A 13,477-nucleotide genomic window follows, 5' to 3' on the forward strand; every position below is an offset into this window, starting at 1 on the left:
CACCAGGGGCATGGAGAAGCGCATGGAATGGGATCCTGAGAAGTACGTTGAGTTCGGCGATTACCGGAACCGCCCGTTTTTCGACCTCACCGGCAGGATCCAGGCCGCCAACCCCGGCCAGGTGGTTGACCTGGGCTGCGGGCCCGGGAACCTGACGGCAACGCTCGCCCGCCGCTGGCCCGGTGCCCGGGTGGTGGGAGTGGACTCATCGGCCCAGATGCTGGGCAAAGCCGCGGACCTCGCCGCCGCGCAGCCATCACTCGCGTTCGAGCAGCAGGACATCCGGGACTGGCTGCCCGCTGCTGACACGGAGGTGGTGGTGACAAACGCGGCGCTGCAGTGGGTCCCGGGGCACCAGGACCTGCTGCGGACCTGGCTGGCCGCGCTGCGCCCCGGCGGCTGGTTCGCGATGCAGGTGCCCGGGAACTTCAACGCCCCGTCCCATCAGCTGATGCGCCACCTGGCCGGGTCGGCGCGGTGGGCGGCGCAGCTCGACGGCGTCCTGCGGGGCGGCGAGTCCGTCGGTGAACCGGCGGACTACCTCGAAATTATGCTCGATGCCGGTTGCACTGCGGACGCGTGGGAAACCACGTACCAGCAGCTGCTGCCCGGGGCCGACCCCGTCCTGGAATGGGTCCGTGGAACTGCCCTGCGCCCCGTCCTGGCCGTGCTCCCGCCGGAGGACGGTGCCGCCTTCGAAGCGGAGTACGCCGAGGCGCTCCGCGCGGCCTACCCTCCGGGCCGGCACGGCACAGTGTTCCCCTTCCGGAGGATCTTCGCGGTGGGACGCAAAGCGCACTGAGCGTTTTCCCGTCACTGTCCCGCCGCTGTGCAGGCAGCCCAACGGGCCTGTCATGTCTTTGACAGCGGGGGAAAGTGATCTGGCTTACAATGACGGAGTGGTTTCTGGGGGAGAGGCCGACGTCCGGCCCCGACGGCCCCCGACCGAAGTGGAGGTTCGTTGCTGATCGGTTTGATGAGGCGCCTGCTCTCGGACCAAAAGGGTTCCGTCGCCGCCGTCGTCCTGCTGCAGCTGATCCAGGCAGCCGCCAACCTCCTGCTGCCAACCGTGAACGCCGCCATCATTGACGACGGAATTGTTCCCGGTGATACTGGCGTCATTTCCCGCCTTGGTGTCGTGATGGCCGGCATCGCCGCTGTCCAGGCGGCTGCGGCCATAGCGGCCGGGTACCTGGGCGCCGTCGTGGCAATGCGGATCGGGCACCGGCTCCGCGCGGAAATCTTTGCCCGGATCCAGTCCCTGTCCTCCCTGGAAGTTGCCCGCTTCGGCACTCAAAGCCTGACCACCCGGGCAACCAACGACACCCAGCAGGTGCAGTCCTTCGCCATCCTGGTCTTCACCATGCTGGTGGCCGGCCCTGCCATGGGAATCGGCGGGATCATCCTTGCCCTGCAGCAGGACGTGGCACTGTCCGCCGTCGTCATCGTCATCGTGCCGCTGCTCGTGCTGATCATGGCCCTGATCGTCCGCCGGCTCATCCCGCTCTACCGCGACGGCCAGGACCTGCTCGACAACGCCGGCGGCATCCTGCGCGAGCAAATTATCGGCGCCAACGCCATCCGCGCCTTCGTCCGGCAGGACCACGAAACGCGCCGGTTCGCCCGCGCCAACTCCAGCCTTACGGCCAACAACATGCAGTCAGCGCTGCTCGTAGCCGGCATGCTGCCCCTGATCATGCTCGTGGTGAACCTCTCCTCGGTGGCGGTGGTATGGTTCGGCGGCCACCGGATCCAGGCCGGTGAGATGAACCTGGGCGCGCTGACCGCCTTCATCGCCTACATCCTGCAGATCCTCCTGGCCATCATGATGTCCATGTACGTGCTGATGACGGCCCCGCGGGCGGCAGTCTGCGCCGAGCGGATCTCTGCGGTGCTGGATACCGAACCTTCAGTCGCAGGCCCTGCCGGCCTCCCGCCGTCGCGCCCTGCCGTGGCCGCGGGAGATCCGATTTCGCCCCTGGCCGGGCCCGGAGCCCTGGAGTTCAGGGGTGTGGGCTTCTCCTACCCTGGAGCGGAAGCGCCGGTCCTCGCCGACCTGAACTTCGTGGCTGCGCCGGGGACCACCACGGCTATCGTGGGGTCCACAGGCAGCGGCAAATCAACACTGCTGAACCTGGTCCCGAGGTTCCTCGACACCACCGAAGGCCACATCCTCCTTGACGGCACCGATGTCCGCGAACTGCCGCTGGACCTCCTGCGCAGATCCATGTCGATTGTCCCGCAACACTCCCACCTCTTTTCCGGGACCATTGCGGACAACCTGCGGATGGCCTCACCCGGCGCCTCCGACCACGAACTCTGGGAGGTTTTGGAGGCGGCGCAGACCATGCGCTTCATGCGGGACCTTCCGCTGGGGCTGGCAACGCCGGTAGGGCAGGGCGGCACCAACCTCTCCGGCGGGCAGCGGCAGCGGCTGTGCATCGCCCGCGCCCTGTTGCGCAAGGCCCCGCTGTACCTCTTTGACGACAGTTTTTCCGCACTGGACTACGACACGGACACCAGGCTTCGGCAGGCCCTGGACGTCCGGCTGGCCGCGGCCACCAGGATTATCGTGGCCGAACGCATCGCCGCGGTGGATGACGCCCACCTGATACTGGTGCTCGACGGCGGGCGGCTCGTCGCGCAGGGCACGCACGGCGAGTTGCTGGAGACGTCCCCTACCTACCGGGAGATCGCCGATTCGCAGCTTGCCCTGGACGGGCCGCAATGACGGCGGCACCCGGCACGGAAATGGGCGGGGCCGGTTTCTGGCGCACGGCCGGCAGGCTGCTGGGCCTGCTCCAGCCGTTCCGGGCCCTCATGCTGGGTGCCGTCGCCGCCACCTGCGCGTTCGCGGCCCTGAACGTGGCAGCCCCCAAACTGCTCGGCGACGCCACAGACATTGTGGTGGACGGTGTGGTCAGGGGAGCACTGGACCAGGAAGGGCTCGGCCTCCTGCTGGCTGCCGTGTCGCTGATGTACATCTTCACGTCGCTGTTCAACTGGGTGCAGGGTTCCCTGACCGCCCGGTCCGTCCAGGGTGTCATGTACGGACTGCGCGGCGCCGTGGAAGGCAAACTGCACCGGCTCCCGTCCACCTACTTCCGGGAGCGGTCCCGCGGCGACGTGCTGAGCCGGGCCACCAACGACATCGACAACATCTCCCAGGCGTTGAACCAGCTTCTCACCCAGCTGATCATGTCCGTCCTGATGCTGTTCGGGTCGCTCGCCATGATGCTGTGGATTTCCCCTCTCCTCGCCTGCATCGCCATCGCCTCCGTTCCGCTCTCCATGGGTGTCACAGTGCTCGTGGCCCGCAGGTCGCAGGAGCATTTCGCGCGCCAATGGAAGGAAACAGGGGAGCTGAACTCCCACGTGGAGGAATTCATCACGGGCCACGAGGTGATCAAGGCCTTCGGGCAGCAGCCGCAGGCAGCCGAGGTCTTCGCGAGCAGCAACAGCCGGTTGGCCCGCGCGGCCACCAAAGCGCAGTATTCGGCCGGCGTGGTGCAGCCCCTGATGGTGCTGATGGCAAACCTCAACTACATTGCCGTCGCGGTGGTCGGCGCTCTCCAGGTCATCGCAGGCGCCATGACCATCGGCGGGATCCAGGCATTCATCCAGTTCAGCAGGCTTTTCACCCAGCCGGTGGGCCAGATCGGCGGTCTCCTCAACCTGATCCAGTCCTGCGCGGCATCGGCGGAACGCGTGTTTGCCCTCCTTGACTCGGAAGAGGACGCGGACAGCGGCACCCTGGAAGCGCCATCGGGCGGGCGGATCGTCTTTGACAACGTGACGTTCGGCTACCCCGGGGCGGCGCCCGCAGTCCGGAACCTGTCATTTGCCGTGGAACCTGGCCAGATGGTCGCCATCGTTGGCCATACCGGGGCGGGCAAAACCACGGTGGTGAACCTGCTGATGCGGTTCTACGAACCGGGCACTGGCCTGATCACGATGGGCGGCACCGACATCGGCGCTGTCCAGCTGGACCGGCTCCGCGGGCAGTTCGGTGTGGTGCTTCAGGACACGTGGCTGTTTGGCGGCACCATCAGGGACAACATCGCCTATGGACTGCCCGGCGCCACCGAAGAAGAAATCCGGGCCGCCGCGGAGGCCAGCTACGTGGACCGCTTCGTCAGGTCGCTGCCGGACGGCTACGACACCGTGCTGGAAAACGGCGGCGAACCCCTCAGCCAGGGCCAGCGGCAACTCATCACCATCGCGCGGGCACAACTCGCCGGCCGGGAGGTGCTGATCCTCGATGAGGCAACCAGTTCCGTCGATTCCAGGACGGAACTGCTGATCCGGCAGGCCATGCTCCGGCTGCGGCGGGGGAGGACCAGCTTTGTCATCGCGCACCGTTTGTCCACGGTCAGGAACGCTGATCTAATTCTCGTCATGGACCACGGACGCATTGTTGAGCAGGGCACGCACCAGGGCCTCTTGGCCGCGAACAGCTTTTACGCACGGCTCTACAACGCCCAGTTCTCGGCGGCGCCGCGCCGCTCCGGTGCCCTTGAGGCCGGGCTGTGAGCTCCACAGCCGACTTCCCCGGGACGTGGAAGCCCAATGCCACCAGCACCGTGGCCCTGTTTGAACAGCTGCGCCTGCAGGTGATCCACCAGGTGGATAACGGGGTGCTGGCTCCCGGTACCAGGCTGCCTGCCGTCCGGGCACTCGCGGAGCGGCTGGACGTCGCACCGCACACCGTGGCGCGCGCGTACAAGGAGCTCGAAGCAGCAGGGATTGTGGCAACCCGGGGCAGGAACGGCACCGTGGTCTGCGCGCGTGACGAACGCCTCGAAGGGTTGTCCGATGCCGCTGCGGCCTACGCCGCCACCGCCAAGGCGCAGGGGGCAACGTTCGCGGAAGCGGTGAAGCTGCTGGCCGCCGCCTACGATGTTCCCTGAGGGCGGAACCGTGCGCGTTCGAAGAAATTTTCGATTAGCATTATGGGGTGCCTAAAGCCGTAGCCGAAGAAACAGCCGTCCCCGCTTCCTTCACCGCCACCTCCGCCGACACCCCCCAACGCCACGATCTCTCCCGGCTTGTGGTCAAGGGCGCGCGCGAGCACAACCTGCGCAACGTGGACCTCGACCTGCCCCGCGACGCCATGATCGTCTTCACCGGACTGTCCGGTTCCGGTAAATCCTCGCTCGCCTTCGACACCATCTTCGCCGAAGGCCAGCGACGCTACGTCGAGTCCCTTTCCGCCTACGCGCGCCAGTTCCTGGGCCAGGTGGACAAGCCCGACGTCGACTTCATCGAAGGACTGTCGCCGGCGGTCTCCATCGACCAGAAGTCCACCAGCAAGAACCCCCGGTCAACGGTGGGAACCATCACCGAGATCTACGACTACATGCGCCTCCTGTGGGCACGCGTCGGCCGGCCGCACTGCCCCGTGTGTGGCGAGCCCGTGGCCAAGCAGACGCCGCAGCAGATCGTGGACCAGCTGCTGGAGCTTGAGGACGGAACCCGCTTCCAGGTCCTCGCACCCGTAGTCCGGGGACGCAAGGGCGAATTCGTCGACCTCTTCAAGGAGCTTTCGGCCAAGGGGTACTCCAGGGCACGGGTTGACGGCGACCTCATCCAGCTCAGCGATCCGCCCAAGCTCGGCAAGCAGTACAAGCACACCATCGAAGTGGTGGTGGACCGCCTGGTGGTCAAGGAAGGCATCAGCCAGCGCCTTACCGACTCCATCGAAACCGCCCTCGGCCTCGCCGAAGGCCGGGTCCTCGCCGAATTCGTCGACCTCGACGCAGACGACCCCGGCCGCACGCGGGCGTTCTCCGAAAACCTGGCCTGCCCCAACGAACACCCGCTGGCCATCGACGAAATCGAACCACGGTCCTTCTCCTTCAACAACCCGTTCGGAGCCTGCGCTGCCTGCAGCGGCATCGGCACCAAGCTGGAAGTGGATGACGAACTGATCGTCCCCAACCCCGAGCTCTCCCTGTCGGAAGGCGCCATCGCGCCATGGTCCCTGGGAACCGCAACCACAGAGTACTGGAACCGGCTCCTGGAGGGCCTGGCCAAGGAACTCGGGTTCTCCATGGACACCCCCTGGGAAAAACTGGGCAAGGACGTCCGCCAGACGGTCCTGCACGGCAAGGACCACAAAGTGGTGGTGCAGTACCGCAACCGGTTTGGCCGCGAACGCAAGTACAGCACCGGCTTCGAAGGCGCCATCCAGTACGTCCACCGCAAGCACGGCGAAACCGACTCTGACTGGGCGCGCGACCGCTACGAAGAGTACATGCGCCAGATTCCCTGCCCTGCCTGCAACGGAGCGCGCCTGAACCCGGCTTCACTGTCGGTCCTGATCAATGGCAAGTCCATCGCCGAGGTGGCAGCTCTGCCCATGCGTGAATGCGCGGCGTTCCTGGACAACCTTGTCCTCACCGGCCGTGAAGCGCAGATTGCCCACCAGGTGCTCAAGGAGATCCAGGCCAGGCTGACCTTCCTCCTGGATGTGGGACTGGAGTACCTGAACCTGGAGCGCCCGTCCGCCACCCTGTCCGGCGGCGAGGCGCAGCGTATCCGCCTGGCCACCCAGATCGGTTCCGGCCTGGTGGGTGTCCTCTATGTCTTGGACGAACCGTCCATCGGTCTTCACCAGCGCGACAACCGCCGCCTGATCGACACCCTCACCAGGCTCCGCGACATGGGCAACACCCTGATCGTGGTGGAGCATGACGAGGACACCATCCATGTGGCGGACTGGATCGTCGACATCGGACCCGGCGCCGGTGAGCACGGCGGCCAGGTGGTCCACTCGGGTTCCTATAAGGAGCTCCTCGACAACACGGACTCCCTGACCGGCGACTACCTGTCCGGCCGTAAGAGTATCGAGATTCCCAAGAAGCGCCGCAAGTACGACAAGAAGCGTGAACTGAAGGTCGTCGGCGCGCGGGAGAACAACCTCACGAACGTGGACGCAACGTTCCCGCTGGGCCTGCTGACCGCCGTCACGGGCGTCAGTGGCTCCGGCAAGTCCACGCTCGTCAACGAAATCCTCTACAAGGTGCTCGCCAACAAGCTCAACGGGGCCAAGCAGGTGGCAGGCCGTCACAAGACGGTCCAGGGCCTCGAACACCTCGACAAGGTGGTCCACGTTGACCAGAGCCCCATCGGGCGGACACCGCGTTCAAACCCCGCCACCTACACCGGCGTGTTCGACAACATCCGCAAGCTTTTCGCCGAGACCACCGAAGCGAAGGTCCGCGGTTACCTGCCCGGCCGGTTCTCCTTCAACGTCAAGGGCGGCCGCTGCGAAGCATGCTCGGGCGACGGCACCCTGAAGATCGAGATGAACTTCCTCCCGGACGTCTACGTGCCCTGCGAGGTGTGCCATGGCGCCCGGTACAACCGGGAAACCCTTGAAGTCCACTACAAGGGCAAGACCATCGCCGATGTCCTCAACATGCCCATCGAGGAAGGTGCCGAGTTTTTCGCGGCATTTACGCCCATCGCACGGCACCTGAACACGCTCGTGGACGTCGGCCTGGGCTACGTCCGCCTCGGTCAGCCCGCCACCACCCTCTCCGGTGGCGAGGCCCAGCGCGTGAAACTCGCAGCCGAGCTGCAGAAGCGGTCCAACGGCCGCAGCGTCTACGTCCTGGACGAGCCCACCACGGGCCTGCACTTCGAGGACATCCGGAAGCTGCTGCTGGTCCTGCAGGGTCTGGTGGACAAGGGCAACACGGTCATCACCATCGAGCACAACCTTGACGTCATCAAGAGCGCGGACTGGATCGTTGACCTGGGGCCCGACGGCGGCTCCGGCGGCGGCAAGATCGTGGCCACGGGAACCCCCGAGCAGGTGGCCACGTCCACCACCAGCCACACCGCCGCGTTCCTGGCCGAAATCCTCAGCTGACCGCAGCACGGATTCCGCGGGAAGTATTCCGCTGGTGGAATGCGAGTTTCGGGCACCCGTAAAGGCATGAGAAACTAACCCGGTGACTTCAACAACAGTGCCCGTGATCTTTGACCTGGACGGCACTCTTGTCGATCCTGCCGGTGGGATAACTGACGGAATCTCCTCGGCCCTGAAGGAGCTGGGACTTCCCGTGCCCAGCCAGGACCTGCTCGATTCCATGATCGGCCCCAAGCTCAGCGACGCCCTGCTTAACGTGGCGCAGGTCCCGGCGGACCGCCTCGACGACGTAATCCGCCGGTACCGCGCCTACTATGCGGAGACCGGAATCGCCCAGGGCCGGCTGTACCCGGGGATCCGGGAAGTCCTTGAAACCTTCGTGGCTGCCGGCCTGCCCATCGCCGTGGCGACGCAGAAGCCCCAGACCATCGCCCGGACCGTCCTGGCCCACCACGGCATCGACGGACTCTTCCGCGGCATCCACGGCTCCGCTGACAATGAATCCGCAGTGGACGGCGTCCCTCTGGGAAAGACGGAGATCATCGCCGCCGCCCTGAAGGACCTCGACACCCACCACGCTGTCATGGTGGGGGACCGCGCGCAGGACGTCTCTGGCGCCATTGCCAACGGCCTGGACTGCATTGGCGTGGCGTGGGGGTTCGCGCCGGACGGTGAGCTGGAGGGTGCGGGTGCCTTCACCGTCGTCGCGAGCGCCGCCGAACTCGTCACCGCCGTGGAGCGGCTGCAGTCCATCCATGCCTCCGCCATGAGCGAGGTGACCAACGATGGAAATGTTTGATGTCGTCCGCTGGACCACACGCAACCTGATCTCCGGCACCTGCCGGCCCACCGTCGTCGGCCTGGAAAACGTCCCCAAGGACGGGCCGTTCATCGTGGCCCCCAACCACCTGTCCTTCTTTGACAGCGTCATTGTCCAGGCCCTCATGCCCCGCCCGGTGGCGTTCTTCGCCAAGGCCGAGTACTTCACCACCGGCGGTGTCAAGGGCAAGGTCATGAAGGCCTTCTTCGAATCCGTCGGATCCATCCCGGTGGAACGCGGTGAGCAGGCAGCCAGCGTCCAGGCGCTGAAAACGCTGTTGGACATCCTTGAATCAGGCAAGGGAATCGGTATCTACCCGGAGGGCACCCGCTCCAGGGACGGCGTCCTCTACCGGGGCCGCACGGGCGTGGGCTGGCTGGCACTGACCACTGGTGCACCAGTGGTCCCTGTGGGCCTGATCGGTACCGAAAACCTGCAGCGGGCAGGAGAGAAGGGCGTTAAGCCGCAGCATTTCACCATGAAGGTGGGGGAGCCGCTCTACTTCGACAAGACCGGACCGGATCACTCCCTGCCCGCCCGCCGGGAAGTGACGGACCGCATCATGGACGCCATCGCTGAACTCAGCGGTCAGCAGCGCTCCACCAGCTACAACCAAAGCAAAGCCGCAGAGTAGGGCGGCGCGGTTACGCCCATGGCTTATCCGCAGGGCGGACCGCGCGGCGGATAGCCGCCGGCGGCCATGCCGGGCGGCCCGGCTCAGTAGACTGTATAGGTGGCAAATCCAGCAAGTTACAGGCCCCGGACCGGTGAAATCCCCACCAACCCGGGCGTCTACCGGTTCCGGGATCCGCACGGACGGGTCATCTACGTGGGAAAGGCCAAGAGCCTCCGTTCCCGCCTGAACTCGTACTTCGCCAACCCCGCCGGGCTGCTGCCCAAGACCTACGCCATGGTCCATGCGGCCAGCAGCGTGGAGTGGACCGTGGTGGGCAGCGAGCTGGAGTCCCTGCAGCTGGAATACACCTGGATCAAGGAATTCAAGCCACGCTTCAACGTGGTGTTCCGCGACGACAAGACTTACCCGTACCTGGCCGTCACGCTCGGCGAAAAATACCCCCGGGTGCAGGTGATGCGCGGTGACAAGCGGAAGGGGACCCGCTACTTCGGGCCTTACACCGCCGGCGCTATCCGCGAAACCATGGACACCCTGCTCCGGGTCTTCCCTGTCCGCAGCTGCAGCGCCGGGGTGTTCAAACGTGCCGAGTCCAGCGGGCGTCCGTGCCTGCTGGGTTACATCGACAAGTGCTCGGCGCCCTGTGTGGGCAGGATTTCCCCGGAGGACCACCGGGCCCTTGCCGAAGACTTCTGCGCCTTCATGGGCGGGGAAGCGAAGCGGTTCACCAACAAGCTCGAAAAGCAGATGGCCGCCGCCGTGGCCAGGTTGGACTACGAACAGGCCGCCCGCATCCGCGATGACATCACGGCCCTGCGGAAGGTCTTCGAGCGCAATGCCGTGGTGCTTGCCGAGGACACGGATGCCGACGTGTTCGCGCTCCACGAGGATGAACTCGAGGCAGCCGTGCAGGTCTTCCACGTCCGCGGCGGCAGGATCCGCGGCCAGCGGGGCTGGGTGGTGGAAAAGGTGGAGGACTTCACCACGCCGGACCTCGTGGAACACCTGCTCCAGCAGGTCTACGGCGAGGACGGCGAGACCCACGGCCGGCTGCCGCGGGAGGTGCTGGTTCCCGTGGCACCCAGCAACGCCGAGGAACTGACGGAGTGGCTCAGCGGTATCCGCGGCGCCAGGGTGGACGTCCGGGTCCCCCAGCGGGGAGACAAAGCCGCCCTGATGTCCACCGTCCGGGAGAACGCCGAGCATGCCCTGAAGCTGCACAAGACCCGCCGCGCAGGAGACCTCACCGTACGGTCGCAGGCCCTCCAGGAACTCCAGGAAGCGCTGGACCTCCCCGTCCCGCTGCTGCGCATCGAATGCTTCGACGTCTCCCATGTCCAGGGAACCAACGTGGTGGCGTCCATGGTGGTGGTGGAGGACGGGTTGCCCAAGAAATCCGATTACCGGAAGTTCTCCATCACCGGACCGGCCGCCTCCGATGACACCGCCGCCATGCACGACGTCCTCACCAGGCGCTTCCGCCACTACCTCCAGGACAAGTCCGCCCAGGTGGACGAGGACGTCCTCGAAGCGGGCACCGCCGAGGCCGCAGCAGAAGCAGCTGCAGACGCTGCCGCCGAGGCTGCCGTGGCGGACACCACCACCCCCATCCCGAAGACCAAGTTCGCCTACCCGCCCAACCTGGTGGTTGTCGACGGCGGGCAGCCGCAGGTCAATGCGGCCGCTCGCGCCCTGGCGGACCTGGGCATCGACGACGTTTACGTGGTGGGCCTGGCCAAGCGGCTGGAGGAAGTATGGCTGCCGGACAGCGACTTCCCGGTCATCCTTCCCCGCACGTCGCAGGGCCTGTACCTGCTGCAGCGCATCCGCGACGAGGCGCACAGGTTCGCCATTTCGTTCCACCGCCAGAAACGCGGCAAGGCCATGACCGTGTCGGCGCTGGACGGCGTCCCGGGGCTGGGCGCCTCCAAGCGCAAGGCACTGCTGGCACACTTCGGGTCGGTCAAGGGCGTCAAGGCGGCAACACCCGAGGAGCTCGCGCAGGCAAAGGGGATCGGCCCGGCCCTGGCGGCTGCGATCGTGAGCCACTTCACCGGAGGCGGTCCCGCAGCGGTCACAGTGCCGGCCATCAACATGACCACCGGCGAAATCATTGAAACTTAGCTAGGGTAAGTGGCGGGGTTTGCGCCGGCGCTGCCCCGCGGACCAACAACGGAAATGGGGCGGACTCAATGGCAGGCACTTCGGCGGAATCCGAGGCAGGGCAGGACGGCATGGAGCCCGTCAAACCCCTCGAAGCGGAGCTGCTGGTGGTTACCGGGATGTCCGGCGCGGGGCGGAGCACCGCCGCCGATGCACTCGAGGACCACGGCTGGTACGTCGTGGAAAACCTTCCGCCCCAGATGCTGGGAACCCTCGCCGAGCTCGTCTCGCACGCCCCGCAGTCCATCCCGCGGCTGGCTGTGGTCATCGACGTCCGCAGTAAGGGACTGTTCGCTGACATCCGGGCAGCCCTGGGCGCCCTGGCTGCCAGCGGTGTCACCTTCCGGGTACTGTTCCTGGACGCCAGCGACAACGTCCTGGTCCGCCGCTTCGAACAGGGACGCCGGCCGCATCCGCTGCAGGGCGGAGGCCGCATCCTGGACGGAATTGCCGCCGAACGCGAGCTCCTGCAGGAACTGCGCGACAGCTCCGACGTCGTGCTGGACACCTCCGGCTACAACGTGCACGGCCTCGCCACGGCCATCACGGAACTCTTCAGCGAAACCGGACCGGTGGCGTTGCGGCTGAACGTCATGAGCTTCGGCTTCAAGTACGGCCTGCCCGTGGACTCCAACTACGTGGCCGACGTCCGGTTCATCCCCAACCCGCACTGGGTGCCGCAGCTGCGCCCGCACACCGGCCTGGACAAGGACGTGAGCGACTACGTGCTCGAGGCTGAGGGCGTCAAGAACTTCGTGGACCGCTACGTCATGGCCCTCGAGCCGGTCCTCGACGGCTACCGGCGTGAAAACAAGCACTACGCCACCATCGCCGTGGGCTGCACGGGCGGGAAACACCGCTCCGTGGCGGTCGCCGTCGAGCTCTCCAAAAAGCTCGCGCAGTATCCCCGGGTCACCGTGACCACCACCCATCGGGATCTGGGCCGCGAGTAATGGCGCTGTTCACCGGCGCGCTGCCGCTGGTTCCGCCTGCCACGGGACCGGGCGCCGGCCCGCAGGACACCGAACCCACCATTGTCGCGCTCGGCGGAGGCCACGGGCTCTCCGCCTCGCTGTCCGCGCTCCGCCTCCTCACCTCCAAGCTCACCGCGATCGTCACAGTGGCGGACGACGGCGGCTCGTCCGGGCGTCTTCGGGAAGAGTACGGTGTCCTCCCGCCGGGGGATCTCCGGATGGCCCTTTCCGCGCTCTGCGACGATACGGACTGGGGACGGACCTGGCGCGACGTCATGCAGCACCGCTTCCGCCCCGGCAATGGCCGCGGCGGCTCGCTCGACGAACACGCCATGGGAAACCTGCTGATCGTGACTCTCTGGGAACTGCTGGGCGACGCCGTCGCCGGCCTTACCTGGGCAGGCGCGCTCCTTGGTGCCCGCGGCCAGGTCCTGCCCATGTCCACGGTGCCGCTCACCATTGAAGGTGATGTCCGGGTCACAGCACCGGATGGGGAATCGGTGCTGCAGACGGTCCATGGCCAGGCGCGCTGCGCCGTGGCGGGATCGCTGGAGAACGTCCGCTTGCTCCCGGAGTCGGCACCCGCCTGCACGGAAGCGCTGACCGCCATCGAGCTCGCCGACTGGGTCATTCTGGGCCCGGGCTCCTGGTACACCTCGGTGCTGCCCCACCTGCTGCTGCCGGAGATGCGCCAGGCGCTGTGCAACACCCCGGCCAAACGCTGCCTCACCATGAACCTCGCCACTGACACCAAGGAAACTTCGGGCATGACGGCCGCCGACCACCTGCACGTCCTGCGCCGCTACGCCCCCGGATTCAACGTGGACGTTGTCCTGGCCGATCCTGCCTCCGTCCCCGACCGCCAGGAGTTCGAGAAGGCCGCCGCGATGATCGGCGCCGAGGTGGTCTTGGGTAAAGTAGGGGCGTCGGGACGCCGTCCCGTCCATGACCCCCTGCGGCTGGCCACGGCGTACCAAGACATTTTTGGGAACAGTTAGGAAGGTGCC

General features: G+C 66.4%; 10 protein-coding genes. All 10 read left to right on the forward strand.

From position 1 onward, the window contains the following. Nucleotides 1-22 precede the first annotated feature (22 nt). The 10 genes from ACHL_RS09150 to ACHL_RS09195 all read left to right on the forward strand — a co-directional run bounded on the left by ACHL_RS09150 (nt 23) and on the right by ACHL_RS09195 (nt 13,468). Nucleotides 23-802, forward strand: a complete 780-nt coding sequence (locus ACHL_RS09150) for a trans-aconitate 2-methyltransferase (protein WP_015937012.1) — start codon at nt 23-25, stop codon at nt 800-802. Nucleotides 803-976: 174 nt separating this feature from the next. Beyond that, nucleotides 977-2,731 carry an ABC transporter ATP-binding protein gene (locus ACHL_RS09155; protein WP_139187436.1) on the forward strand — a complete coding sequence of 585 codons (1,755 nt, stop codon included), beginning with the start codon at nt 977-979 and terminating at the stop codon, nt 2,729-2,731. Continuing rightward, nucleotides 2,728-4,533 carry an ABC transporter ATP-binding protein gene (locus ACHL_RS09160; RefSeq protein WP_015937014.1) on the forward strand — a complete coding sequence of 602 codons (1,806 nt, stop codon included), beginning with the start codon at nt 2,728-2,730 and terminating at the stop codon, nt 4,531-4,533. Before ACHL_RS09155 ends, ACHL_RS09160 begins: the two co-directional genes overlap by 4 nt. Further along, nucleotides 4,530-4,910 (forward strand): GntR family transcriptional regulator, encoded by a 381-nt coding sequence (locus tag ACHL_RS09165; protein WP_015937015.1) that lies wholly within the window; start codon nt 4,530-4,532, stop codon nt 4,908-4,910. Before ACHL_RS09160 ends, ACHL_RS09165 begins: the two co-directional genes overlap by 4 nt. 47 nt (nt 4,911-4,957) lie before the next feature. After that, the gene (gene uvrA / locus ACHL_RS09170) at nt 4,958-7,879 is read left to right on the forward strand and encodes an excinuclease ABC subunit UvrA (protein WP_015937016.1); all 2,922 of its coding nucleotides are present in this window, start codon (nt 4,958-4,960) and stop codon (nt 7,877-7,879) included. An 82-nt stretch (nt 7,880-7,961) separates the two neighbouring features. Next, nucleotides 7,962-8,678: an HAD hydrolase-like protein gene (locus tag ACHL_RS09175; RefSeq protein ID WP_015937017.1), complete on the forward strand. Its 717-nt coding sequence runs from the start codon at nt 7,962-7,964 to the stop codon at nt 8,676-8,678. Beyond that, nucleotides 8,665-9,333: a lysophospholipid acyltransferase family protein gene (locus ACHL_RS09180; RefSeq protein ID WP_015937018.1), complete on the forward strand. Its 669-nt coding sequence runs from the start codon at nt 8,665-8,667 to the stop codon at nt 9,331-9,333. Before ACHL_RS09175 ends, ACHL_RS09180 begins: the two co-directional genes overlap by 14 nt. 99 nt (nt 9,334-9,432) lie before the next feature. Then, nucleotides 9,433-11,457, forward strand: coding sequence for an excinuclease ABC subunit UvrC (gene uvrC, locus ACHL_RS09185; protein ID WP_015937019.1), 2,025 nt, complete (start codon nt 9,433-9,435; stop codon nt 11,455-11,457). A gap of 68 nt (nt 11,458-11,525) precedes the next feature. Further along, complete coding sequence (gene rapZ / locus ACHL_RS09190; protein WP_015937020.1) at nt 11,526-12,449, forward strand: RNase adapter RapZ; 924 nt, start codon at nt 11,526-11,528, stop codon at nt 12,447-12,449. Further along, complete coding sequence (locus tag ACHL_RS09195; protein WP_015937021.1) at nt 12,449-13,468, forward strand: gluconeogenesis factor YvcK family protein; 1,020 nt, start codon at nt 12,449-12,451, stop codon at nt 13,466-13,468. Before rapZ ends, ACHL_RS09195 begins: the two co-directional genes overlap by 1 nt. Nucleotides 13,469-13,477 lie beyond the last annotated feature (9 nt).

This window comes from Pseudarthrobacter chlorophenolicus A6 (assembly GCF_000022025.1).
GTDB lineage: Bacteria > Actinomycetota > Actinomycetes > Actinomycetales > Micrococcaceae > Arthrobacter > Arthrobacter chlorophenolicus.

Bases quoted from the DNA above. Each gene is read 5' to 3' on its own strand.
- ACHL_RS09150 (WP_015937012.1), top strand. From the start codon at position 23: ATGGAATGGGATCCTGAGAAGTACGTTGAGTTCGGCGATTACCGGAAC.
- ACHL_RS09155 (WP_139187436.1), top strand. From the start codon at position 977: ATGAGGCGCCTGCTCTCGGACCAAAAGGGTTCCGTCGCCGCCGTCGTC.
- ACHL_RS09160 (WP_015937014.1), top strand. From the start codon at position 2,728: ATGACGGCGGCACCCGGCACGGAAATGGGCGGGGCCGGTTTCTGGCGC.
- ACHL_RS09180 (WP_015937018.1), top strand. From the start codon at position 8,665: ATGGAAATGTTTGATGTCGTCCGCTGGACCACACGCAACCTGATCTCC.
- rapZ (WP_015937020.1), top strand. From the start codon at position 11,526: ATGGCAGGCACTTCGGCGGAATCCGAGGCAGGGCAGGACGGCATGGAG.
- ACHL_RS09195 (WP_015937021.1), top strand. From the start codon at position 12,449: ATGGCGCTGTTCACCGGCGCGCTGCCGCTGGTTCCGCCTGCCACGGGA.